The 22,847-nt window shown below is 70.7% G+C and carries 21 protein-coding genes; 8 read left to right on the forward strand and 13 right to left on the reverse strand.

What is annotated here, in order from left to right:
* Positions 1 to 100: 100 nt before the first annotated feature.
* Entirely contained in the window at positions 101 to 568 is a 468-nt protein-coding gene (locus FGX59_RS38625) for a hypothetical protein (RefSeq protein ID WP_240722319.1), read from the reverse strand.
* Between the two features lie 473 nt (positions 569 to 1,041).
* Between FGX59_RS38625 and FGX59_RS38630 the strand changes: the two genes are divergently transcribed.
* Both FGX59_RS38630 and FGX59_RS38115 read left to right on the forward strand, forming a co-directional pair.
* Entirely contained in the window at positions 1,042 to 1,284 is a 243-nt protein-coding gene (locus FGX59_RS38630; RefSeq protein WP_240722321.1) for a hypothetical protein, read from the forward strand.
* An 11-nt stretch (positions 1,285 to 1,295) separates the two neighbouring features.
* Positions 1,296 to 1,610 carry a hypothetical protein gene (locus tag FGX59_RS38115; protein ID WP_206078316.1) on the forward strand — a complete coding sequence of 105 codons (315 nt, stop codon included), beginning with the start codon at positions 1,296 to 1,298 and terminating at the stop codon, positions 1,608 to 1,610.
* Here FGX59_RS38115 and FGX59_RS38120 read toward each other — a convergent pair.
* The 6 genes from FGX59_RS38120 to bla all read right to left on the reverse strand — a co-directional run bounded on the left by FGX59_RS38120 (position 1,603) and on the right by bla (position 5,726).
* Positions 1,603 to 2,067 carry a hypothetical protein gene (locus FGX59_RS38120; RefSeq protein WP_206078317.1) on the reverse strand — a complete coding sequence of 155 codons (465 nt, stop codon included), beginning with the start codon at positions 2,065 to 2,067 and terminating at the stop codon, positions 1,603 to 1,605. The two genes, FGX59_RS38115 and FGX59_RS38120, sit on opposite strands and share 8 nt — an antisense overlap.
* Before the next feature lie 400 nt (positions 2,068 to 2,467).
* Positions 2,468 to 2,788 carry a hypothetical protein gene (locus tag FGX59_RS38125; RefSeq protein ID WP_370295888.1) on the reverse strand — a complete coding sequence of 107 codons (321 nt, stop codon included), beginning with the start codon at positions 2,786 to 2,788 and terminating at the stop codon, positions 2,468 to 2,470.
* Complete coding sequence (locus tag FGX59_RS38130; RefSeq protein WP_206078319.1) at positions 2,725 to 3,171, reverse strand: hypothetical protein; 447 nt, start codon at positions 3,169 to 3,171, stop codon at positions 2,725 to 2,727. Before FGX59_RS38130 ends, FGX59_RS38125 begins: the two co-directional genes overlap by 64 nt.
* Before the next feature lie 465 nt (positions 3,172 to 3,636).
* Positions 3,637 to 4,095, reverse strand: coding sequence for an HlyD family efflux transporter periplasmic adaptor subunit (locus FGX59_RS38135; RefSeq protein ID WP_206078320.1), 459 nt, complete (start codon positions 4,093 to 4,095; stop codon positions 3,637 to 3,639).
* A gap of 242 nt (positions 4,096 to 4,337) precedes the next feature.
* A complete protein-coding gene (locus tag FGX59_RS38140) occupies positions 4,338 to 4,559 on the reverse strand; it encodes a biotin/lipoyl-binding protein (protein ID WP_206078321.1) in 222 nt (73 codons plus the stop codon).
* A gap of 282 nt (positions 4,560 to 4,841) precedes the next feature.
* Complete coding sequence (gene bla / locus FGX59_RS08225; protein WP_138466042.1) at positions 4,842 to 5,726, reverse strand: class A beta-lactamase; 885 nt, start codon at positions 5,724 to 5,726, stop codon at positions 4,842 to 4,844.
* Between the two features lie 136 nt (positions 5,727 to 5,862).
* Between bla and FGX59_RS08230 the strand changes: the two genes are divergently transcribed.
* Entirely contained in the window at positions 5,863 to 6,741 is an 879-nt protein-coding gene (locus FGX59_RS08230; RefSeq protein WP_138466043.1) for a LysR family transcriptional regulator, read from the forward strand.
* A gap of 106 nt (positions 6,742 to 6,847) precedes the next feature.
* Here FGX59_RS08230 and efeO (FGX59_RS08235) read toward each other — a convergent pair whose 3' ends face one another.
* From efeO (FGX59_RS08235) to FGX59_RS08260, 6 genes are all read right to left on the reverse strand, one after another.
* Complete coding sequence (efeO, locus tag FGX59_RS08235) at positions 6,848 to 7,675, reverse strand: iron uptake system protein EfeO (RefSeq protein ID WP_138466044.1); 828 nt, start codon at positions 7,673 to 7,675, stop codon at positions 6,848 to 6,850.
* A 37-nt stretch (positions 7,676 to 7,712) separates the two neighbouring features.
* Positions 7,713 to 9,017: an iron uptake transporter deferrochelatase/peroxidase subunit gene (efeB, locus tag FGX59_RS08240; protein ID WP_138466045.1), complete on the reverse strand. Its 1,305-nt coding sequence runs from the start codon at positions 9,015 to 9,017 to the stop codon at positions 7,713 to 7,715.
* 1 nt (position 9,018) lies between these two features.
* Positions 9,019 to 10,185, reverse strand: a complete 1,167-nt coding sequence (efeO, locus tag FGX59_RS08245; RefSeq protein WP_138466046.1) for an iron uptake system protein EfeO — start codon at positions 10,183 to 10,185, stop codon at positions 9,019 to 9,021.
* 1 nt (position 10,186) lies between these two features.
* Complete coding sequence (gene efeU / locus FGX59_RS08250) at positions 10,187 to 11,035, reverse strand: iron uptake transporter permease EfeU (RefSeq protein WP_138466047.1); 849 nt, start codon at positions 11,033 to 11,035, stop codon at positions 10,187 to 10,189.
* Positions 11,036 to 13,532: 2,497 nt separating this feature from the next.
* Positions 13,533 to 14,000, reverse strand: a complete 468-nt coding sequence (locus FGX59_RS08255) for an aminoacyl-tRNA deacylase (protein WP_138466048.1) — start codon at positions 13,998 to 14,000, stop codon at positions 13,533 to 13,535.
* A 2,854-nt stretch (positions 14,001 to 16,854) separates the two neighbouring features.
* Positions 16,855 to 17,103, reverse strand: a complete 249-nt coding sequence (locus FGX59_RS08260; protein WP_138466049.1) for a hypothetical protein — start codon at positions 17,101 to 17,103, stop codon at positions 16,855 to 16,857.
* 778 nt (positions 17,104 to 17,881) lie between these two features.
* Between FGX59_RS08260 and FGX59_RS08265 the strand changes: the two genes are divergently transcribed.
* The 5 genes from FGX59_RS08265 to FGX59_RS08285 all read left to right on the forward strand — a co-directional run bounded on the left by FGX59_RS08265 (position 17,882) and on the right by FGX59_RS08285 (position 22,845).
* Positions 17,882 to 18,850: a substrate-binding domain-containing protein gene (locus FGX59_RS08265; protein WP_138466050.1), complete on the forward strand. Its 969-nt coding sequence runs from the start codon at positions 17,882 to 17,884 to the stop codon at positions 18,848 to 18,850.
* Between the two features lie 70 nt (positions 18,851 to 18,920).
* Positions 18,921 to 19,994 (forward strand): ABC transporter permease, encoded by a 1,074-nt coding sequence (locus FGX59_RS08270; RefSeq protein ID WP_206078322.1) that lies wholly within the window; start codon positions 18,921 to 18,923, stop codon positions 19,992 to 19,994.
* Positions 19,995 to 20,005: 11 nt separating this feature from the next.
* The gene (locus FGX59_RS08275; protein WP_138466051.1) at positions 20,006 to 20,797 is read left to right on the forward strand and encodes an ATP-binding cassette domain-containing protein; all 792 of its coding nucleotides are present in this window, start codon (positions 20,006 to 20,008) and stop codon (positions 20,795 to 20,797) included.
* 13 nt (positions 20,798 to 20,810) lie between these two features.
* Positions 20,811 to 22,007 carry a Gfo/Idh/MocA family protein gene (locus FGX59_RS08280; protein WP_138466052.1) on the forward strand — a complete coding sequence of 399 codons (1,197 nt, stop codon included), beginning with the start codon at positions 20,811 to 20,813 and terminating at the stop codon, positions 22,005 to 22,007.
* A gap of 4 nt (positions 22,008 to 22,011) precedes the next feature.
* On the forward strand, positions 22,012 to 22,845 hold the full coding sequence (locus FGX59_RS08285; RefSeq protein WP_171060562.1) for a TIM barrel protein: 834 nt from the start codon (positions 22,012 to 22,014) through the stop codon (positions 22,843 to 22,845).
* Positions 22,846 to 22,847 lie beyond the last annotated feature (2 nt).

Below are 22,847 nucleotides of genomic sequence, written 5' to 3' on the forward strand. Positions count from 1 at the left end.
AAGGCCCGCGGACCGGTCCGCCGCCTTCGGAACCAAGATATGCAGATTTGTCGTGATTCCAAGCACTCCGCCCCGGACCGCGGCATGGCGGCACGGGGGATCAGCGCAGGAACCTGCGGAACTGCCGCAGCGTCGGTAGGAACAGCGCGCCTCCGATCGCGGCCAGCGCGGCAAGTGGCGGCCAGACCGTCGCCAGCCCCGCGCCGCGGAACCCGATCGCCTGCGAGAGGATGACGAAATGGATGTTCGGCGCAGTTGGCATCACCGCCTGGATCGCCTCGGGCCTGTTCTCGCGCGGGGCCATGCCGTCCGAGAGCATCTGCAGGAGCAAAAGCAGGAGCATCGGGAGAGGGCCGAAATGCGGCACCGAGCCCGCCACCGTCGCCGGGGAGAGCCCGAGCGAGGTGGTGGCGAAGGGCATCAGCGCCGCGGCCGCCGCGAAGAGCCAGACAGAGCCGCCGAGCAGCATGCCGGTGACGGCGTGCAGGCCGGCCATGGCGGCGGCGAAGACCACCGCGCCCATCGGGCAGACCTTCGGCAGCAGAATCTCCACCCCGCTGACTGGCATGACGAGGAGTGCTCCACCGCGCCATGCTCCTTGCCGGGGATCAGCGCTGCGCCGACGAGGGTGATCGAGAGCATGGAGATGTTGTCGATCACCTGGCTGACGGTACCGAACCGGGCCGGGTTGAGGCGGTTGCGCAGCCCCGGCACGGGACCGGCCTCCTCCGTGCCGCGGTGCCCAGCCAGAAATTCGGCGATCTCGGCCGAGGCGATCTGGCCGATATGGCCCGCGCCGTTGACGGCCTGGCTCGACCGGATGGCGTCGACATTCAGCTGCATTCCGGGGCTGCGCCCGGTCGGCAGGTCGCGCTCGAAGGAGGGCGGGATGGCCAGCGCGAAGGTGCCTCGCCCGGTCTCCATCGGCGCGTCCATCTCCTCCGCTCGAGGGAATTGGGCGCGTAGAGGGCCTGGCCCCGCCGCACGGAAAGCTGCGAGCGGTCCTCGTCCACGATGCCGATGGCGGCGCGGTTGGGCGACATGGCGAAGGCCGAGGCCGGCATGCAGATCGACAGCATGAAGGAACTGCGCGGTGTCGCGGCCGGGCCCGCGCCGTTTCTTCACCCAGAGAAGCCAGACATGGCGCCGCTTCATCGCCTGGCGCTCCCGCTTGCGCAGCCGCAAGAGCCCCGCCGCCAGCACCGGCAGGGCCAGCGCGAGGGTCAGGAATGCGCTGCCCAGATCGGCAAGGCCGAGCCTCCTGGAATAGGGGCCCCGCGATAGTGATGACATGCGTGGCCGGCAGCAGCTCGCAGATCGCCCGCGCCCCGCCGTCGAGCGCCGAGACCGGATCGGTCAGCCCCGAGAAAAGCGAGGCGGGCACCATGCTCGGCAGCACCGTAGCGAAGATCGCCGCGATCCGGCTCGGGAGGACGGAGGAGATCCCGAGCCGGATCCCGGTGACGGTCGGCACGCAGAGCCCCGCCGCCAGCGCGCCGAAGCCGAGGACCGTGACCGCCGGCAGGATGAAGAAATTCGCCAGCGCCAGGAGGGCACAACGCAGCTCCTTGCCGAAGAGAAACCCGGCCCGCGTCACCGGCGTCAGGTAGAAACTGGTGATCGCGCCTGGGGCCATCGCGACGATGCGGTCGATATTGGGGTTGCAGCGGAAGCGGGTGTCCAGCGGGAAGCCGGCCGCCGCGCTGCTGCCGGCCATCCGCGCGCGCTCCTTTGCATGGCCCTGCACCGTTTCGGCCAGCGAGGGGGCGCGCCGTCGATCCAGGCGCCGATCTCGACGCGGCGGCCACGCGCCTGGTCGCGGGCGAAATCCGGCGGGAGCTCGATTGCCGGGCCGGGCGCCGCGTCGCGCATCCGCCGGTCCAGATCGGCATGCTCGGCCAGCGGCGGCGCCTCGGTGAAATGGGCCGGGCCCGCGATGCCGGGGACCAGGCTGAGGCTGGCGGCGGTCTGGTCGCGGTCGAGCACGGCAAAGGAAGGGTCCTCCGCATCCATGCTCGTGCCATAGGCGGTCACCGCCAGGAGCAGCAGCGTCCCGGCCAGCGCCATGGTCGCGCATCAGCTGCAGCGCCTCGAGAAGCGCACAGATCCTGATCCTCGCCGGCGTGAAGCCGCGGCCGGGCGCGGGCGCCGCGGATCCGGGCTCCGCCAGCAGGACGGCGCCGCCGGGCCGGCCGCCTCCTCGAGATAGGCGATGACGGCCTCCTCCAGCCGCGCCGCGCCTTCGCCTGCTTCAGCGCGGCGGCGGAGTCGCGGACCCAGAACCCGCCCGGCAGGCATCAGCGAGATGCGGTCGCAGGGCGCGGCCTCGTTCATGAAATGGGTCGAGACGAAGATCGTCCCCCGTCCCGCCGCAAGAGCTCGCCGAGGAGGCGCCGGACCCCGTCGCGAGCGACCGGATCGACGCCCGGGGCCGGCTCGTCCGGGATCAGGATCTCGGGCCGGTGGATCACCGCGACCGCCAGCGCCAGCGGCTGTCGCCATCAGCGCGCCGCCATCTCCGCCACCCGCGTGCGATCCCCGCCTCGGCGATGCCGAAGAGCCGGGCCTGCAGCTCCAGGTTCTGCCGCTTGGACAGCATGGAATAGAGCGGGAAGGCCGGGGTCATGAAACCGGCGCGGCGGCGCGCCTCCATGTCTGCGGGGTCGAACTTGCCGAAGAGCCGGGTCCCGCCCTCGCCGGGCTCCAGCAGCCCCGTCGGCATCTTCATCGTCCCGGTCGTGCCGCAGCCATTCCAGCCGAGGAAGCCGTGGATCTCGCCGCGCTCGATGCGGAAGCCGACATTCCCGACCGCGGTGGAAGCTGCCGAAGAGGCGGGTCGCCCCTTCGCCTTGACGGCGGTCCCGGCCATGCCGGCGGGGCGGTCCCGGCGCCGGTCGCGGCCGCGAGCAGCGCGACGAAGGCCCGGTCGAGATCGCGCTGCCCGGTGCGGTTCAGCAGCTCGGCCGGTACCCGCACCGCCGACATCGCCACCAGCAAGTCAAAGCCCGCGGCCTTTTCCATGCGGGCGGTCGAGACCGGCACGTTCATCCCCGGCCGCTCGGCGCGGATGCGGCCGATCAGGTCCCGGAACCGCCGCCGCGACAGCGGATCGACGTCGGTGGCCGGCGCGTCGAGGATCAGTGCGCAGCACGGGCCGAGCTTCTGCTTCATCCCGCCCGAGAGCTCGCCCGCGGGCCGGTCGAGAAAGGGCAGCTTGCCGGTTGCGCCCAGCAGGCGGAGGATCCCGCGGCCGCGCCCGGCCCGGTCATGGCCGAGGAAGTGCCTTGGCCACCGGACCCCGGCCGAGGCTTTCCGCGAGCAACTCGCCAGGCTAATCTGAACCCGAACCGGTGTCGCAACCGGGTAAGAGCTTACCGAGCGTCGGGCAGAGGTTGCGGCCAGCCCCCGCGGCATGACGGCGATGGACGGAGCCATCCCGCGCCGCGCCGCCGGATCGGAGATGCCGCGGCCCGTCACCCCGAGCCGCTCCTCCTGCAGCGCCAGCGCGCCGGAGACCCGCGAGATCAGGGGCGACCGGCCCGGCCATGCGCCCGGCCGGGATTTCCAGGCTCAGACGGTCGAGCGCCGGCTTGCGGCCATGGCGCCGGGTCAGGTCCCGGGCCCGCAGGATCGCGTCTATCGCCCGGTCACTCCCCGGTCAGCGGCGCAGGGGGGCGAACTGGTCGCCACGGCCGGCCAGTCGAGCCCGGGCTCGAGCCGCAGATAGGCCATGCCGGGCAGGCCGGTCTTCATATCGGCGCCGTACCGCTCCGGCAGCTCGGGCGGGATGCGGGCGCGGAGGCAGACGCGAAACATCAGCTTGACCCGCTCCTGCTGCGTCTCGACGCTGCCCGGGGTGAATTGCGCGACATCGGCAATGAAGGTGACGGCCGCGGGAATGGCGCAATGCGGCGCGGCTTCGAGCACCTGGCGAACCTCGCCGCCAAGCTGCATCCGGCCGGTCTCGGCGGCGGCGAGGACGAAGGTCATGCAGACGTCGCTCAGCGGCACCAGCATCAGGAAACGGCTGCCCGCGCCGACGACCTTGCCCTCCCGGGCGACGAGATACTGCACCCGCCCGTCGACCGGCACCACCGGAACGCCATCCTCGAGCGAGACCTGGATCGCCTCGATCTCGGCGGCGGCGGCATCGACCTGGGCGGCCGCCGCGGCGCTGGCCCCGGCCTCGGCGGCCGCCAGCTGCGCTTCGGCGGCGGCCTGTCTAGCGGCGGAAATACTTTCCTCCAGTTCCTGCTGCGAGACGGTCGGGCTGACCGCGAGCGTGCCAGGCGCCGCCCGGTGGCGGTCAGCCCGGCGCGGGCGCGCGCCACTTCGGCTCAGGGCGCGTGAAGCTCGGCCCGGGCCCGGGGCACGCGGCTCTGCGCGGTGACAACGCCGATCTCGGCCCGGCGCAGCTGCCCCTCGAGCTGGCCGGGAGTCATCCGCACCAGCGCGTCCCCGGCCTCGACGTACTGGCCCTCCCGCGCTGAGATCCGCCCGGCCGAGAGCGGCGAGATGCCGACCTCGGTCGCCCCGATCCGGCCATTGTCGGCCGCCATGCCCTCGGGCAGGCCCAGGCGGAGGACGGCAAGGACGCCGGGGACAGCCAGCCCGCAAGGGCGGCCAGACGGCGCTTCGACGTCGCTCGCGCCATGCCAAATGCATTCCCGTTCAGTCACCTCTGCCAAGGTTGGAAAGCCCCGGCGCGGCCGGTCGACGCCTGCCCCGGCGCAAGCCACCCGGTTCGGCCGGGCCCTGCGCCTGCAGGGCAGGCGCGGCGCGCCCGCGGCGGAGCCCCGCCCTACGACATCCCGGAGCCACGGAAACCGCCGCCGCGCCATTCACCGCCCCGCGATCACCCCGAGCGCCGCCGCGCCGATCTCGCGCAGCGCCGCGTTGCGGGTGGCGAAGTCGCGGCCCGGCGCCTCGAGATACATCGCCAGCACCCAGGGATCGCGGCCCGGAGGCGTGACGAGCGCCACGAGGTTGCGGGTCTGCGCCCCGGCGCCCGACTTGTCGGCGATCTGCCAGCCCGCCGGCGCCTCGGCCCTGACGAGCGCGCCGGTCACGCCGCCATGGCTCATCCAGCCGGCAAGCTGCGCGCGGGAGGCGGGCGAGAGCGCGTCGCCGAGGAAGAGCGCCTGCAGGCTCGCCGCCATCGCCGCCGGGGTCGTCGTGTCCTGCAGCTCGCCCGGCGGGACGTCGTTCAGCGCGGGCTCGCGCCGGTCCAGACGGCTGACCGGATCGCCGAGCGCGCGCAGGAAGGCGGACACCGCCTGCGGCCCGCCGAGCCGGTCGATCAGCAGGTTGGCGGCGGTGTTGTCGCTCATGTCGAGCGCGGCGAGGCAGAGATCGCCGATCGCCATGCCGCCGCCCGCCGCCTTTTCCGTCACCGGCGCATAGTCGAGGATTTCCTCTTCGGGCACCGGCAGGACGTCGTCGAGCGCCAGGCTGCCATGCTCGGCCCGCTCGAGGATCGCGCCGCAGACCGGCACCTTGACCGTGCTGTTCATCGCGAAGCGCTCCTGCGCGCGGTAGCCCCAGCGGCGGCCGGTGGCGGTATCGACGAGCACGACGCCGGCGCGGGCGCCGAGCCGCTCCTCCAGCGAGGCGAGGGTGGCGCCGAGCCGGGCGCCCGGATCTTCGGCCAGGGCGGGGACGGCAAGGGACAGGCCGAGGGCGAGCCCTGCCGCGAGGCGCGGCAGGGAGAAGGGACGGGCAGTCATGTCGGGATCCTCCGTGAGGGCTGGCCGGGTCGTCCCGGCAGAACATCAGCTGATGTCATGCGGGAACTATAGATCCCCTTGAAATGGCCCATCAAACGACAAATCTTATGGCCACCCATTAGAAGAATTCATACCCATGGACCGACCGGATCTTCCCCTAAACGCGCTGCGCACCTTCGAGGTGGCGCTGCGCCAGGGCAGCTTCACCAAAGCCGCGGCCGAGCTGCGCGTCACCCAGGCGGCGGTCAGCCACCAGATCGCGCGGCTCGAGGATCTGCTGGGCGCGGCACTCTTCCTGCGGACCTCGGCCGGGCTGGTGCCCACCGACGAGGGGCGGCTGCTGTTTCCGGTGCTGGAGCACGGCTTCGACGCGATCTCGCGCAGCCTCGACCGGATCAGCGGCCGCCGCGATGCCGAGATCCTGAAAGTGGGGGTCAACACGACCTTCGCGCTCGGCTGGCTGATGCCGCGGCTGGCGGGGTTCCAGCGCGCCCATCCCGAGATCGACCTGCGGATCTCGACCAACAACAACCGGGTGGAGATCCTGCGCGAGGGGCTCGACATGGCGATCCGCTTCGGCAGCGGCGCCTGGACCGGCAGCGAGTCCGTCCCGCTGGCCGAGACGCCGCTCTCGGTGCTCTGCGCGCCGGAGCTGGCGGCCGGGCTGTCGCAGCCTGCCGATCTGGGGCGGGTCGTGCTCTTGCGCAGCTACCGCAGCGCCGAATGGCCGGGCTGGTTCGAGGCCGCCGGGACGCCGTGCCCGCCGGTCACCGGCCCGGTCTTCGATTCCTCGGTCGCCCTGGCGGAACTGGCCGCGGAGGGGGCGGGGGCGGCGCTCCTGCCGGTGGCGATGTTCGCCCGCCAGATCGGAGCCGGGCGGCTGGTCCGGCCCTTCGCCGCCGAGGTCGATGCCGGGGGGTACCACCTGACCTGGCCCTCGGACCGGCCGCAGACCGCCGCGATGGCGCGCTTCGCCGCCTGGATCGAGGCGGAATGCGCCGGGGCAGGCGGCTGAGCCGCCCCGGCGGACAGGATCAGGCGGCGCCCTCCGTGCCGGGTTTGAAAGGCGCGCCAGTCAAGGGCCGGAACGGGCGGACCGCCCGTCCCGGCGCCCTTCCAGCTCAGCCGAGGCCGAGCTTCGCCTCGAGGGTCGAGAGATCCTCGGCCAGCGTGTTGACCTTGGCCGAGAGGAGCGCGCGGTCGCTGCCCGAGAGCTCTTCGTAGGAGGCGAAGCCGCCATCCTCGGTGCGGTACTTGGCCAGCACCTCCTCGACCGTGCCGAAATTGCCGTCGACCTTGGCGGTGAAGGCGCTGTCGCCCTCGGCCAGGAGCGGCTTCAGCAGCTCGTAGATCTCCTTGGCGCCGGCGAAATTGGCGTCGAAATCCCACAGGTCGGTGCGGCTGTAGCGGTCTTCCTCGCCCGAGATCTTGGTCGCCGCGACCTCTTCCATCAGCGCGGCGGCGCCGCCGACGACGGCATCCGGCGGGAAGGTCAGCGCGGCGATGCGGCTGTCGAGATCGGTGACATCGGCCAGCAGACCGTCGGCATAGTCCTGGATCCCGTCGGTCGAGCCCTCGACCCAGAGCCCGTACTCGATCCGGTGGAAGCCGGTGAAGGCGGGATCCGCCTCGCCCTTCTCGTAGTCATCGGCCCGCGCGTCGATCGAGACATCGAGATCGGCGAAGAGCTCGGCGATCGGCTCGATCTTCTCGTAGCTGGTGCGGGTGGCGGCGAAAAGCGCCTTGGCGCCCTCGACATCGCCCGCCTTGATCGCGTCGACCAGGCCGGTCGTGTCGGCGACGAGCTGCGCGGTGTTCTCGGCGACGTAGATCTTGTAGTCGGCCAGCGGCGCGACGAGTTCCAGCGAGGGCGAGGCGGCCAGGGCGGAGAGGCCCCAGCCCGCGAGTCCCGCGGCCAGCACAGTGGTCTTCAGGAAGTTGCCGGTCATTCTTCTTCTCCTTCGGATGGGCCGGGCTGGCTGGCACTCAGGCGTGGCGGACGGCGTCTAGCAGGGTGGCGCCGAGATGGTCCCCGGCGTCGCGGATGCCCGGAAGGACGAAGAAATACCCCCCTCCGAACGGTTTGAGATATTCCTCGAGCGGCTCGCCGTTCAGCCGGGTCTGGACGGTGATGAACCCCGCCTCGAGATCGGCCTGGTAGCAGATGAACAGGAGCCCCTGGTCGAGCTGCCCATTGGCGCTGACGCCGCGGGAATAGTTGAAGGGGCGGCGCAGGATCAGGTTCGCTTCGCTGCCCTTGCTGCGCGGATTGGCGCGGCGGATATGCGAGTCGAGCGGCGTCGCCAGCCCGTCGGGATCGGCGGCATAGTCCGGCACGTCGCGCTCGGTGGCGGCCTCTCCGCCGTCGAGCGGCGCGCCCGAGACCTTGCGGCGGCCGAAGATCGCCTCCTGCTCGGCAAGCGCGGAGCGGTCCCAGCGCTCGACGAAGTTGCGGATCAGCCGCACCGCCTGGTAGCTGCCGCCCTGCGCCCAGCCCGGCTCGCCGGCGGCGTGGGTCCAGACCAGCCGGTCCATCGCCGCGGCGTCGTTCGAGTCGGGATTGGCCGAGCCGTCGCGGAAGCCCAGGAAGTTGCGCGCCGACTGGGTCTCGCCCGACGGGGCGGGCACGACCGGCGGCACGCTGCCCTCCATCGTCCAGCGCAGCACCAGGAATTCCGACAGCGATTTCACGATGTCGCGCAGGGCGTGGATGTTCGTGTCGGGCAGGCCGGCGCAGAACTGGATCGACAGGTCGCCATGGCACATCGCCGGATCGAGCGCGTCATTGGGGAATTCGGCCATCCGCGCGAGATGCACCGGCGCGAGCCCCGAAAGCCAGTCGCGCCCGTCGAAGAAGGAGCGGCCGAGCCCGACGGTGACGGTCAGGCTGTCGGGGGAGACGACCGGGCCGAGCATGCCCGAATCCGCCGGCGGCAGGCGCGGGTCGCGGCCGGGCACCTCGCCGCCCTGGGTCAGGAAGGCGATCCGCTCCGTCAGGGTCTTCAGCATCCGCTCGACCTCGTCGGGGCTGAAGGCGACCACGTCGAAGGCGGCGACCAGCCCGGCCTCGGGGCGGGGCGTGACGATCCCGGCCTGGTGGCGGCCCAGATAGGGCACGCGGCGCGCGGCCGCCTCGGCCGAGGCATCGGGGGCGTCATTGACCTGTGGCGCCGCGGCGGTCCCGGCCTGCGCGGCCATCGCGCCGATCCCGCCCGCGCCCAGTCCCAGAAGCACGCTGCGGCGGCTGGGCCCGAAGGGGCAGCCGCGGCCCCCGTGATCTGCCTTGCTCATCTCAATTCATCCCGATTGCCGGTTCAATCCTGTCGAACCCCGCCTGCAGCGCGGCCATGTCCCGGGCCAGCGCGTCGCGCGCCTCCTGCGGGACGCTGCCATAGGGGGGATAGCCGCCATCGGCGCCGCGAAGCTTGGCCAGCCCCGCCTCGGCCCGGCCGAGCGCATCGCCGATCTCGGTCCCGAGCGCCGGATCGGCGCCTTCGAGCATCGGCCCGAGCAGCCCGGCGATCTTGCGGATGCCCTCGAGGCTGGCGGCGAATTCCGGCAGGTCGTCCCCGGCATAGGCGTCCTCGCCCGCCGGGATCTGCGCCTCGGCCAGCTGTCCGGCCATCGCCCCCGGCAGCGACATCAGCAGCTCCGGCGTCAGCGTCATTTCCTTCAGCCGCGCGCCCAGGGTCTCCAGATCGGCCACCAACTGGTCGGCGGCGGGGGCGAGCCCCTGGGTGCTCTCTTCGGCGAAGAGGCCGTATTCGATCCGGTGGTAGCCGGTGAAGCCCGGATCGGCCTCGCGCCCGGCCAGATAGGCGGCGGAGGGGTCGATGGCGTTCTCCAGATCCGAAAGCCGGTAGGCCAGCGGCTCGACATGGCGGTAGGGCAGTCGCGCCGCGCGCCAGGCCGCCTGCGCCGCGGGCAGGTCGTTCGCCGCGATCGCCGCGCGCAGCGCCTCGGCCGCCTGCACCGCCTTGCGGCTCTCGAGCACCAGGTAGACGCGGTATTCCGAGAGCGGGCCGAGGAAATCCTTCAGCGTGACGTTCGCCGCGGCGGCGCTCGCCTCCTCGGAGACGGTGACATGCAGATGCCCGCGCGGGTTCGACAAGAGGCCGCAGGTGATGTCGTAGTCGCCGGGCTGGAGCGGCACCTCCATCTGCTGGTGGAAGCCCGGCGCGATGTTCTCGCGCTCGGCCACGACCATAACGCCATCGAGGATTTCCCATTCGATCGGCCGGTCCGAGGCGTTGACGATCTCGAACCGGCGGGTCCCGCCCGGCAGAGTCAGCGTGTTCGGCGTGCAGGCCCCGGCGCTGACCGTGACCCGGGTGGCGGCGGCGGCGGGCCGGTCCGCGGTCTGCTGCACCGCGTACCAGAAGGCCCCGCCGCCCGCGGCCGCGAGAAGCGCGGATCCGGCCACGCAGAGATTGAGCAGCGTGCGGTTCGTCCGGGCCATGTCAGTTCCGCCCCTCGATCGCGGCGCCGCCCCGGCGCAGCCCTTGGCGGGCAGGCGGGCGCAGGAAGGCCCAGAGCGCCAGGACCAGGAAGCCGACATAGGCGATCACCTCGCCCAGGACCGGCGTGTCGCGATAGCCGAGGAGCCCGCCGAGCACGGTGCCGAGCGGCCCCGATTCCGGCAGTTCCGCGCTAAGATCCCACACGACGCCCTGCAGCCCGTTCCAGAGCCCGGCCTCGTGCAGCGCCTTGACCGAGCCCGCCAGCAGGCCCGCGGCGACGAAGATCAGGAAGACGCCGGTCCAGCGGAAGAACCGCGCCAGGTCGATGCGCAGGGCGCCCGCATAGATCGCCCAGCCCGCCAGGGCGGAGAGGGCGAGCCCGAGCAGCGCGCCCAGCGGCGCCAGCGCGTCCTGGCTCTGCTGCAGGATGGCGAGCAGGAAGAACACGGATTCGAGCCCCTCGCGCGCCACCGCGAAGAAGACCATGCCGATCAGCGCCAGCGTCGCCATGCGGCCCGCGCCGAGCGCCGTGTCGATCGAGGCCTGCAGGTCGGCGCGCATCGAGCGCGCGGCGCGGCGCATCCAGAAGACCATCGACATCAGCACGGCAACAGCGAGAAGGCCGATCGCCGCCTCGAAGAGCTCCTGCGCCTTCTGCGGGAATCCGGTGCTGGCCAGCTGCAGCGCGGCCCCGGCGAAAAGCGCGGCGGCCAGGGCCAGGAAGACGCCGATCCAGATGGCGGGCAGCCAGTCGCGGCGGCCGGTCTGGCGCAGGTATCCGGCGATGATCCCGACGATCAGGGCGGCTTCCAGCCCTTCGCGCAGCATGATGAGAAATGGTGCGAGCATCCCGTGTCTCCTCGGCTCTGTCGTGGCATGTCCGGGCGGGCGGCCCGGGCTGGGAATGTCGCGGCAAAGACAGCGGTCTTGGTTTCGGTCTGGCGGCATCTAGAGGGCGGGATGGTGCCTTGTCAAAATCCGATTGAATTAATCGGAATTAGCGGGCGTCAAAAAAACGTGAGCTTGCATGGCGTTGCCCGCGCGCGGCGGCGAAGGGCGTATTGGCACGCGGTTCCTGGAAGGGCTGCAACCAGGTCTGAAGATGCAGCGCCTGTCGTTCGGGGCCTGTCGTTCGGGTCCTGTCCGGTCCGGCAGACCCGATGCGCGCAGGATGGCGATGCGGTCCATCCGGAGCCTCGGAAAGCGCTGCCGCCGTCCTCGCGAAGCCTCTCGGCACCGACGGCCGCAACACAAGCGGGCAAGACCCGGCAATCGCCCGAAGGACGGCGTCTGCAGCTGCCGTCCTCTTCGCTCCTGTCTCCGGACCGGGCGCCGGACCTGCCCTCGATCCCGTCGCCGGGCTGGTGCCATCCCCGGCCGGAGAGGGCCTCTTCGCTGGCCGGAACCGCTCCGATCGCCGCTGCATTGCCATCGCCCGAGGAGGACGTGCCAGTCCGGAGCCTTGCCCTCGCCGCAGGCGGCCGGGTCGGCAGCCCGCTTCCGCCCATTTCCGGGTCGCGCCAAAGCCATTTCGATCGACGTCCGGGGCAATGCCCCGGAGCCGGGATCGCTGCCCACGGCACGGTGCCGATATGCGGCCTCCCGCCAGTCGCCGGACCCGGTCGCGGCACGTGCCATTCGGCCGATGTCCCCGGCCACCGCGTTTCCGCTGGCGGGAGAGGCAATCGGGAAATGTCCGGGCGGTTGCCGAGCGCATGACGGCATGGGGCGCCCGGGTGCATGGCGACCCGGCACAGCCGATCTTCCGCGTTGCGGGAATAGTCATCGGGCGCTGCCGCGCGAAGATGGCAGGACCCTACCTTGCGCGGGGCCCGCATGCCGGGCTTTCGCCACGGTTCCCGCGGAAGAGGCCGGGCTATCGGCTCCGTCCTGTGCCAGACCGGATCCGACCGGCCATCCCGACGCACCAGACCCGCATTTGCCAGGCGATATGCCTGCGGCTGCAAGTGGCGGCACGATTGGGCCCGACCTTGGACCCGAAGATGAACCGCCGTCATTTTCCGGGCTTGAGGGCAAAGCGCGAAGGCTGCGCCGTCGAGACCGTCCAACGGCGGCTTCTCGGCGAACGGACATGCGGGCTGTTCCGGGCGGAGCTTCGCCTTGCCGGAGGCTGGCCTTGCCGTACCGGCCCTCGCCGGCGACAAAACCGGTCTGCTTCCCGGCGGCATTTCCCGGGTCGCGCCGACATTTCTCGCGAGGGACGATGCGGTACCGCTCTGCGATCGCGTCGGCCCCTCATCCACGATAGCGGAGCTCGTGACGATCTCGCCGGCGCACCCGTTTTCCGGCCCGCCAGGAGCACCGGCACTGCCGCGGTTCGTGGCGTGCATCTGCTGCAGCAAGACACGGACCTGCCCGTTTCAGCCGAGGCCGGGCTGAACGCGCCCCTGTCGCATGAGCACCCGGCGGCAGCCTCCGCTGCGATCGGACCCGTCGCGCGAGAGGTCTCCGGACATCGCCGTGTCCGAGGCGCGAAGATGATGCCGACCACCATGCCAGCGCGCAGATCGGCCATGGGGTGCAGCTGGAAGAGGTCGTGGACCGCAGCCGTTCCGAAGACATGGCCGGCGCCGCGCGCGACGTCGTCCGGGCAGGCGCAGCCCAGTTGGCGGAAGCCGGGCGCGCTGTTGCACGGACGGACGCCAGCGGCGGCCATGTCGCGCGGTGCCCGCCCCGCTGCGCCTCCGCCGAGACCGGCCCGGCAGTTGAAATGGCCCAGAGGCCGCGCCCCCTGCGCCAAGGAGAGGGCCAGCCTGCCTGCTTGCTGTGTGGCGGCAATGACCGGGCCGCGAAGATGCGGGTCCCGGCGCGCTTGGCTGCATGCCCGTCGACGCGGCCGGCCCGGAGCGGATCACGCATCCTCGGCGCGCGGAGGCGATGGCCGCCTCTCTTGCCGCCGCGGGGCCTCCGTCCCGGCGCAAGTCCCGGCCAGGCGGCAAGCTCCTGCCATGCCCGCGACCCGCCCGGTGGCCAGCCGCCGCGGCCGGCTGTTGGCGGGGGCGGGACCCTGCCTCGGAAAAGGGGGGATCTGAAGGGGCCCGATATCGATCGAAGCGATCCTGGCCGGGGACATCAGCGTCGCAGGGCCGGCCAGCGCGCGGATCGCGCGACCGCTCCCGGCAAGTGCCGGGACGGAGAAACGTCCAGACGGGCTGGCGCGTCGGCGGGGCAGGCCAGCCTTCGCGCGGCTCATGTCCCGATGGACGACCCGGGCCGGAGCCCGAGGACCATCAGCAGGGCGTCCGCCCCATCTTGCGCAGTCGATGCCTTGCCGACGCTGCGGGCGGACCCGACGGGATACGGCGATGGAGCGCGGCTCGGGACCTCAATTGCAGCAGAAGGACCCGAGCTTCGCACTGCCCATCAGCCGGTCGAAGTGATGGCCCTTCATGTGGACGAGCGAACGGTGATCGCCGGCCTCGAACCATATTTCGTCCAGCCCGTACATCTCCCGGTCGAGCACCGTCGGGATGCCGTAGGCGTCGCCCACCGGCGGCGCTGCGCCGAAATCGCAATCGTCGAACACCTCCGCCAGTTCATGTTCGCCGGCGAGCCCGAGACGGCTTTCCAGCATCACCTGAAGCCGGTGCAGATCGACCATGTGGCAACTTGGAACCACCGCGAGGATGGGCGTCCTCTCCGAGTGGATCAGGATGGACTTGGCGAGATGGTCACCGGGAATATGAGCGCTCGCGGCCGTTCCGCTGGAAGTTGCGGAATAGGCGTGGGCAAGCATGTCGTAGGGCAGGCGCCTTGCATCGAGATGATGCTTGAGACGGGATGAAATGGCCATTCTATCCTCCTGTGACGGAGGCGCCGCGGCTGCCCGATCACCTGCCATGTCGAGAGACGCAACCGAGGCGCCGGAAGCATTGGGCAGGTGCCTCCGATCATGCCACCCGCAACCCTGGCCATGCAAGGCCGACTGCATGTCAATTCGAAGTTGTGACCTGCCTCCGGGTTTCGCATATCCGCACGTGGGTCGGGGAGAGGCACCCGTGGATCCTTTCGGGTCTCCTCTGGAGGCGGATGATGAAGCTGTTCCGGTCGGCCGGGGCCCAGATGGATCGCATCGGTCCGCCTGGCCGGAAAACAGTTAGAGGGGAGCCGCTGAAGACGCCGCTCTGACGCGGTTCACTGGTCTGAGGACAATGGCAGCAGCCGGCGCAGGGGCACAAGCCGCGCAGCCTGCGCGAACTTTTCGTCACGGGGGCCCTTGCAGCCCTATGGCCGACCACCAAGTTCCCGCGCGGGTTGAACTGCCCGGCTTTCCCGGAGAGCGCTTGGTTCAGCGCCGCGCGCCATCTCGCCCGCGGCGCTGCCGGCTTCGCGGCATCGGCCGCCGGCCCCGGCTCGCGGCACCCGCCAGACGGCCAGTCCGCCCAGAACACGTTTTTCACGCGACGTCCCTGGCCATCTGGCGGGCGCCGCGCTTCTGGAAGACCACGGGCTTGAACAGGCCCCAAAAAGGTTCGGCCAGTCCATTGGCCGCGTCATGAGCGCCCCCGACGGCTCCCGAGGGGGTAATCGCGGCATCGGCCAGCCGGCCGGCGCACCTTGTCGGAAGAGGCTGCCACGGTGCGACCGACCGCGCGAGCGCCTCGCGGGATGTGCGCCTCCCGGAACCGGTCCGGCGGGCCGCTTCAGCGCTGAACGGGCGCGCCACTGCGCCCCGACTGCCACCGTGCCTGCAACGATCTGGTCCGGACCATGCTGCAGGTTTCGGAACGACGGTCCTGCTGCATCCTCGGACAGCCCTGGCCATCCCGCGGAGGTGCCGCCCAGGATGAGCGGACGGCAGACATCACCGCGCTGACCCGCAAGCGCGGGCCACATGGGCACCGACGCAACGCCGCTCTCATCCGGGAAACCGGGCGGGCAGCGAACGCAAAGCGGGCCGAATGCATCTGGCGGCGGGACCGAAGAGGACCAGGACGCGATCCGCGAGATCGCATCCCCGGCGAAGTGCGACATGCGCGCAAGCCAGCCGAAGAAAATACGGCCCTGGCTGAAGTTCAAGCGACCGTGGCACCTGTGGCACCGCGAAGGCCTGCATGTCATGCGTCCGCCTCCGGCCGGAGCGCCCGGACCACGTCTGGTCCTGCGGCTGCGTCGAGGGCCTGACAGCCGCCCTCTGAACCCGGGTCTGCGGTCTTGCCTTCCTGCGACGGCAGCTTACCTGCGCAACGGTGTCTGGCCCCGGAGCCCCCTGAATCCAGTGACATGTCCCGGGCATCGCATTCCGGACGGCCGAAGGTCAGTCCGGACCCCGCGACGGCCCTTGGCCACCTCTTCCCGGAGCTCGGCGAAGGGTCCGCGGGTCTCGCCCCGGCGCCGGTCCGCGGCAATGACCATCTGGCAGAGACGCCACGGCGCGCACCGATGAGGGATGTGAGCCGCCGCCTGTGCCTCTGGAAAGCGGACATTCCCCGTGTCCTTCGCGATCTGTCTTCCGGACCTCCCCTTGATGGTCGAGTGCCGGTGGCATGCGTCAGGCAGCGCTTGCGACCGGCAGGACAGGTGCCCGCCAGGTTGACACGGACCGTCGCAGGGCCTGCCGTCCGGGCCGGTTCCGAGAGCCTCGCCGGACAGGCCCCGGCGAACTCCCCGAACACCTCCGCTTGCCACAGGTGCGGGCTATCCCCGCGCTGCAGTCTTGCGCCACCGGCTGGCGCTGGCCGGCGACGTCTGCGGCAAGTCCCGAGCGGCTGGTTTCGGTGCCTCCGCAGCCCCGCAGCCCGGCCCGAAGTACGGCCGGACCGGGAGGCGATGGCCGAGCCAGGCGCCGGGCAGGACCAGATTGCCGCCAGCCGGAAACTGCGCTCTTCGCCGGATGGACCGGCCCGGCGAATGGCCGGAGGGAAATACCTTCACTCGCATCAGGCAGCCAGGACGAGCACAGGCGCGAGAGTTGGTCCGCGAAGCTTCGCGCCCGCATTGCCTGTTCGCTCGGTTCCGGGATTTCGGATTGTCCGCCGACCCCGTCCGCGACTCGGCTTCATTTCATTCCGTCGAAGTAGCGCGCCGGGGCCGGGACCCATGGGTATCCGCAAACCCTCCATCTGCTTCAGCAGCGGCGCCTTTGCCTGTGCCAAAGCGCTGGTCGAGCGCCACGAGGCCGCGCGATCGGGACCGGGCGCCGTTCGAAGCGGAATTGCGCCGCCGTCTTGAAACGACGCTGGACCAGCGGGTGCGCGCGGGCAGCAAGACCGCGCTTGAGCTGCGAATGTGCGGCGACTTTCATTCGCGCCAATCCCCGGCAACACCCAGCTCGTGTCCGGTCGCGTCAGGAGCCGCACCGGCCTCTACATAGAGCGTATCGAGCGCTGCCAAGTGGACCAGCTGGCCCAGCGGCAATGTTTCCGCCGCCCGAGCGCGGCCAGGGAGGGCGCGGGCGCTCCTAGAGAGCGACGCTGCCGATCCTGGATCCGGGTCGGCAAGACACTGCCGGGCTGGCAAGCCAGCCATGGCGGGAAGGACCGGCGCTTCACGGCGGCGTATCGCCACGCGACCGAGGACGATCTTCTCTGCTCGGCAATGGCGGCCTCCGGCGGACAGGACTAGGTGACGCTGTCCGGGGCAGGGTCGGCGCATTTCGAGACCAGGTGAAGTCGTCGGCCACCGCAAGTCGCGACACCGGTTCCGGGTCAGGTTGGCTTGGCGAGTTCCTCGCGGAGAGCGAGGCCGGGATCGGCGGCAAAGCCATGGGCGATCGAGCCGTAGCATCCGTTCAGCTCGTGCTCGGCCTCGAAGCGGCAGCAGTTCCGCTTGAGGTCGCGGCAGATCGTGGAGCGGTGGCGGCTGACCTGCTGCGCGAGCCCGGCCATGCGCATGCTCTGGCCGGAAAGCGTCTGGATGATCCGGCGTTCCCGGTGGCCGAGCTCGACATGCGCCATCGGGCAATCTCCTGTTTTCCCGAAGAATAGTGGAGATGTCGCAAGCCAGGATAGAATGTACCCGAACTGCCTTTCCCGTTTTCGATAAGCGACATTATGGAAATAATTCCGCTCTGCCGGACGCTCCGCCCGGTGGCAGCAAGGGCCCGACTCGGCCGCCCGCAGGACAGAGTCCCGGCCGCAGCCGGATCGGGCCAGCCTGCAGGTCCGGGCCGCCGTCTGCGGGGACCGGGACGTGGCCGGAGGCGCGGATGTCCGGCGGCCGGGATGGAGGGAGAAGATAGAGCGGCGGCCCAGGGAGGAGGACGGGCCGCCGCTCAAATCCCGGGGTTCAGGGAGGAGGAGGAACCGCGGGAAACCGTTGAATTCGGTAGCGCTAACCTAGTGGTGGCGCTGCGGCGCAGCAACCCGGGACGCGCGCAACCCCGCCTTGTGGCGCGTGCATGGCCCCGGAGGCGCGGCGTGCGCGCGACCCCGCCGAACCGGCAGCAATGGCAGCCTGTTTGCCAGCCCTCCGGCGGGCGCGCCTGCCGGGCCGTTTTCGCGTTTGCAGCATGGCCCAATGAGGGATCCGTCATCTGCGGGGCGCACGGGACTGAGCGATTTTGAGGGATTATTGGCAATGGTAATTGCAACATTTTGACCGGAAGAACATTCCGTGCGATCCCGGAAGGCGGGCGGAACAGCGCCCGGTCCGCGGAAGGAGCCGCGGGCAGAGCCGCACAGGACGGCCGGGACGAACCGGCCGCGATGCATACTCGACATCAGGGAGGAGCGCATGACCATCAGGGACATGCTGGCCGGCATTTCGCTGTCGGCCGCGATCGCCATGGCCGGACCCGCCATGGCCGCAGACAGCGACAACGACTGGAGCGGGATCGACATTCTCGTGCTGCACTGGTCGCAATCCTCGAACCCGTTCTTCGGGCCGGTCAATGCCGGGGCCGAGGACGCCGCCGAGGACCAGGGAGTGCGGATCGACATCCAGTTCGGCGAGGAGGACCCGGTCGTCACCTCGAACATCCTGGAGACCGCCATCGCCAACGGCGTCGACGCGATCGCGCTGGGGATCGCCGATGACGATGCCTATGACGGCATCCTGTGCCGCGCCGCAGAGGCCGGCATCGTCGTCGTCAGCATGAATATCGACGACAGCCAGGGCCGTGAGGGCACCTGCCGGCTGGCCTTCATGGGGCAGGATTTCGTCTCGGCGGGCTATGTGCTGGGCCAGCGGATGATCGCCGAGCACGGGCTGGGCGAGGGCGACCTGGTCTTCACCCCGGTCGAGGCGCCCGAGGGCACCTATGCGGTGCTGCGCCACCGGGGCGTGGCGCAGGCGATGGAGGAGGTCGGCGCCACCACCGAGATGCTGGCCACCACCAATGACCATGGCACGGCGCTGAACCTGATGACCCAGTACCTGCTGGGCCATCCCGACACCAAGGCGGTGATCGGGCTCGGCCAGACGCCGACCAGCCAGGCCGGACAGGCGATCCGCGATGCCGGGCTCGACATCCCGGCGGGCGGCTTCGACATCTCGGAATCGATCCTCGCCGATATCCGCGACGGCGTGCTGACCGCGGCGGTCGACCAGCAGCCCTACAGCCAGGGCTACTACGCGGTGACCCAGGCGGCGCTGGCGGTGAAATACGGGCTCTTCCCCTCGGAGATGGACACAGGCGGCATGGGGCTGGTCGACAAGGCCAATTTCGCCTCCGCCGTCGAATGGTCCGGCCGGACGCGCTGAGCGTGCCGCCCGTCCCGGGGCGCGGCCCAGGCCGCCCCCGGCTCGCAACTCCAAGCCGGGAAACCTTGCCATGTCCATGACCCAGGGCGACACTGCCGCCTCTTCCGACCATATCCGCAGGGCCGTCGACCTGCGCAACCAGCGCGGCGGCCTCGTCAAGCTGCGCGACTGGATCACCTCGCGCCCCGAGGGCGGCATCGCCGTGCTCTTCGCCGCCGTGCAGATCGTGGTGATCGCCGCGGCGCTGGCCAATCCGCAGTTCCGCTATCTCTCGGACGCCAATATCGCCGTCATGCTGAAGGCGATCGCGCCCTTGGGCATCATGGCGCTCGGCGTCGGCGTGCTGATGATCGCGGGGGAATTCGACCTCTCGGTCGGCTCGCTCTATTCCTTCTGCGCCATCGTCACCGCCACGCTCTCGGCGCAATGGGGCGGCGATGCGGGCGGCGATGCGGTCGCCTGGGCGCCCTTCGCGGCTGCGGCCATCGGGCTGGCGGTCGGCACCGGGGCCGGGCTGCTCAACGGCTATGTCACGCTGAAATTCAATATCCCCTCTTTCATCACCACGCTCGGCGCGATGCTGATGTGGAAGGGCGTCACCCTGCTCTATCACGGCGCGACCTCGCTGAGGTTCAAGCCGTCGGAGCCCTTCGCCACGCTCTTCGGCGGCTCGGTCGGGATCGTGCATGCCTCGATCATCTGGTTCCTGATCGCCGCCGTGCTGTTCTGGGCGATGCTGCACCACCACCGCATCGGCAACCATTTCTTCGCCGTCGGCGGCAACCGCCAGGCCGCGGTGGCGATCGGCATCAACCCGGTGAAGACCAAGCTGATCGCCTTCGGGCTGACCGGCTTCATGGCGGCCTTCGCGGGCATCATCGCAGGCACCCGGGTCAGCTCGATCCAGCCGGGCGGCGGCCAGGGGCTGGAGCTCGTCGCCATCGCCGCCTGCGTGATCGGCGGGCATGCGCTGATGGGCGGGCGCGGCTCGATCCTCGGCATCGTGCTGGGCACCGCGCTGATGTTCACGATCCAGGACGTGCTGCTGCTGATGCGCGCGCCGGGCTTCTATTTCGAAATGTTCGTGGGCGCGCTGATCGTCGTCGCCGTGATCATGAACATGGCCATCCGCCGCCGCGGCTGAGGGAGGACAGCATGAACGCCATCGAACCCATCGCCCCGTCGGAACCCCCGGTCAAGGGCACCGCCCCCGCGGGCACGCCGCTTCTGGAGATGCGCGACATCGTCAAGCGCTATGGCAGCTTCACCGCGCTCGACGGCATGGACTTCCATGTCGGCAAGGCCGAGGTGGTCGCGCTCCTCGGCGACAACGGCGCGGGGAAATCGACCCTCGTCAAGATGATGTCGGGGATCAACCCGCCGACCTCCGGGCAGATCCTGGCGAACGGCAAGGCGGTGCAGTTCCGCTGCCGCGCCGACAGCGAGGCGGCCGGGGTGGAAACGATCTACCAGGACATCGCGCTGGTCGATGCCATGTCGATCACCCGCAACATCTTCCTCGGCCGCGAGATCGTGAAGCCCGGCGGCTTCCTCGACCACCGCGCGATGGAGGAGAAGACCATCGAGATCCTCGGCTCCGCCGTGCAGATTTCGGGGATCGACGACCCGGAGAAGGAGGTGGGCTTCCTCTCCGGCGGGCAGAAGCAGGCCGTCGCCATCGCCCGCGCGGTGCATTTCAAGCGCAACATCCTGCTGCTCGACGAGCCGACCTCGGCGCTGTCGGTGCGCGAGACCGAGCATCTGCTGGCCTATCTGCGCGAGCTGCGCGGCCAGGGGACCTCCTCGGTGCTCGTCACCCACAACATCTACCATGCCTTCCAGGTCTGCGACCGCTTCGTGGTCATGAGCCATGGCCAGAAGGTCTTCGAGGCCGCGAAGGCCGACACCTCGATCGACGAGGTGACCTATCACGTGATCCGCACCTGAAAGGACCTGACAGATGGGATTCAGTGCAACCGCAAATCTCCGCCATCCGCCCCTGGGACGCCGCCTGCGGCTGGGCTTCGTCGGCGGCGGCCGCGGCGGGCTGGTGGGCGAATGGCATGCCTCGGGCGCGCGGCTGTCGAACCACTGGGACATCGTCGCGGGGGCGCTCAGCTCGGACCCGGCCAATGCCGCGGCCTCGGCGCGCGACTGGTGCATCGCCGAGGACCGCTCCTACGGCACCTACGGCGCCATGGCCGCGGCCGAGACCGCGCGCGCGGACGGCATCGAGGCGGTGACGATCTGCACGCCGAACTGGACGCATTTCGACATGGCAGAGACCTTCCTGAAGGCCGGGATCGACGTCATCCTCGACAAGCCGATGGTCAACACGCTGGAGGATGCCCGCGCGCTGGTGAAGCTCCAGCGCGAGACCGGTCTGGTCCTGGCGATGACCTATCCCTACACCTACCACCCGATGGTGCGGCAGGCGAAGCTGATGGTCGCGGCAGGCATGATCGGCAAGGTGCGCCAGGTCCATGTCGAATACGTCCAGGACTGGGCGACCGGCCCCGCGGATCCGGCCTTCAAGGGCGCGGCCTGGCGGCGGGACACCGCCAAGGTCGGGCGCGCCTCGGCCACCGGCGATATCGGCACCCATGCCTATCACATCCTCAAATACGTCACCGGCGAGGACGTCGCGCGGCTGCGCGCCGATTTCCATGTCTGCGGCGCCGAGAAGGCGCTGGAGGACACGGCCTTCGTCAATCTGGCGCTCGCCAACGGCGCGCCGGGGCTGCTGTGGGTCACGCAGGCGGCGCCGGGGAATTTCTGCGGGCTGCGGCTGCGCGTCTTCGGCGAGACCGGCGCGCTGGAATGGGACCAGGAGACGCCGGAAGAGCTGCGCTTCGCCCCGCTGGATGCGCCGGTGCAGATCCTGACCCGCGGCGCGGGCGCGGGCATGCTGCCCGAGGCGGAGAAGCTGATCGTGCTGCCGCGCGGCCATGGCGAGGCGCTCAGCGATGCCTGGGCCAATCTCTATGCCGAGATCGGGCTGGCCGTCGCCGCGCGCCGCACGGGCCAGCGGCCGAACGACATGGGGCTGCACCTGACCGACGTGGCCGAGGGCGCCAGGGGGGTGGCCTTCGTCCATGCCTGCGCCGACAGCCACGAGGCCGGCGGCACCTGGGTCGACCTGGACGCGGAGGTCTGAGCCGATGGCCTTCACCTTCGCGCTGAACCGCACCTGCGCGCCGCAGCTGCCCTGGGGAGAGTTCCTCGCGCTGGCCCGCCAGACCGGCGCGGCAGGGGTCGAGATCCGCAACGACATGGGCGGCGAGCTCGGCGGCGGCGTGCCGCTGGCGCAGATCCGCGCCTCGCTCGATGCCGCGGGGCTGCGCTGTGCCTCGCTGAACGCGCTGCAGCGCTTCAACGACTGGAGCCCGGCGCGCGCCGCCGAGGCGCAGGCGCTGATCGCGGCGGCGCAGGCGCTCGGCGCGCCGGGGATCGTGCTCTGCCCGGTGGTCGATCCCGCGCTAGACTGGTCGCCCGCCGAGGCGCAGGCGCGGATCTGCGAGGGGCTGGCCGCGCTACGCCCGCTTTTCGAGGGGACCGGCGTCAAGGGGCTGGTCGAGCCCCTGGGCATGGCCGGCTCGACGCTGAAGCACCAGCTGATGGCGGTGGCGGCGGTCGAGGCCTCGGGCGGCTGGCGGAACTTCGCGCTCTGCCACGACACGTTCCAGTTCTGGCGCTGCGGCGACACGCAGATGTTCCCCGAGCATTTCGGCATGGTCCATGTCTCGGGCATCTCGCGCGCAGGCCCCGCCCCCGAGGCGCTGTCCGAGCCCGACCGCGGGCTGATCTTCCCCGGCGACCGGGCGGGCAATGTCGCCCAGCTGCGCCGCATCCTGGCGGCGGGCTACGAGGGCGCGGTGTCCTTCGAGCCCTTCGCCGAAGAGGTGCAGCGCGACCCGCGCCTGGCCAGCCATCTGGCCGCCAGCATCGACTATGTCCGGCTCACCGTGCCGGACCCGGCGCTGGCGGCGTCCTGAAA

Source organism: Poseidonocella sp. HB161398, from assembly GCF_005870025.1.
Classification (GTDB): domain Bacteria; phylum Pseudomonadota; class Alphaproteobacteria; order Rhodobacterales; family Rhodobacteraceae; genus Mangrovicoccus.

Coding starts and splice junctions, on each gene's coding strand:
- FGX59_RS38625 (WP_240722319.1), bottom strand. CDS start 568: ATGCCAGTCAGCGGGGTGGAGATTCTGCTGCCGAAGGTCTGCCCGATG.
- FGX59_RS08265 (WP_138466050.1), top strand. CDS start 17,882: ATGACCATCAGGGACATGCTGGCCGGCATTTCGCTGTCGGCCGCGATC.
- FGX59_RS08285 (WP_171060562.1), top strand. CDS start 22,012: ATGGCCTTCACCTTCGCGCTGAACCGCACCTGCGCGCCGCAGCTGCCC.
- efeB (WP_138466045.1), bottom strand. CDS start 9,017: ATGAGCAAGGCAGATCACGGGGGCCGCGGCTGCCCCTTCGGGCCCAGC.
- FGX59_RS38140 (WP_206078321.1), bottom strand. CDS start 4,559: ATGGCGGCCGACAATGGCCGGATCGGGGCGACCGAGGTCGGCATCTCG.
- FGX59_RS08260 (WP_138466049.1), bottom strand. CDS start 17,103: ATGGCGCATGTCGAGCTCGGCCACCGGGAACGCCGGATCATCCAGACG.
- efeU (WP_138466047.1), bottom strand. CDS start 11,035: ATGCTCGCACCATTTCTCATCATGCTGCGCGAAGGGCTGGAAGCCGCC.
- FGX59_RS38630 (WP_240722321.1), top strand. CDS start 1,042: ATGGCGAAGGCCGAGGCCGGCATGCAGATCGACAGCATGAAGGAACTG.
- FGX59_RS08270 (WP_206078322.1), top strand. CDS start 18,921: ATGTCCATGACCCAGGGCGACACTGCCGCCTCTTCCGACCATATCCGC.
- FGX59_RS08280 (WP_138466052.1), top strand. CDS start 20,811: ATGGGATTCAGTGCAACCGCAAATCTCCGCCATCCGCCCCTGGGACGC.
- FGX59_RS38120 (WP_206078317.1), bottom strand. CDS start 2,067: ATGGCGCTGGCCGGGACGCTGCTGCTCCTGGCGGTGACCGCCTATGGC.
- efeO (WP_138466046.1), bottom strand. CDS start 10,185: ATGGCCCGGACGAACCGCACGCTGCTCAATCTCTGCGTGGCCGGATCC.
- bla (WP_138466042.1), bottom strand. CDS start 5,726: ATGACTGCCCGTCCCTTCTCCCTGCCGCGCCTCGCGGCAGGGCTCGCC.
- efeO (WP_138466044.1), bottom strand. CDS start 7,675: ATGACCGGCAACTTCCTGAAGACCACTGTGCTGGCCGCGGGACTCGCG.
- FGX59_RS08255 (WP_138466048.1), bottom strand. CDS start 14,000: ATGGCCATTTCATCCCGTCTCAAGCATCATCTCGATGCAAGGCGCCTG.
- FGX59_RS38130 (WP_206078319.1), bottom strand. CDS start 3,171: ATGAAGCAGAAGCTCGGCCCGTGCTGCGCACTGATCCTCGACGCGCCG.
- FGX59_RS08275 (WP_138466051.1), top strand. CDS start 20,006: ATGAACGCCATCGAACCCATCGCCCCGTCGGAACCCCCGGTCAAGGGC.
- FGX59_RS08230 (WP_138466043.1), top strand. CDS start 5,863: ATGGACCGACCGGATCTTCCCCTAAACGCGCTGCGCACCTTCGAGGTG.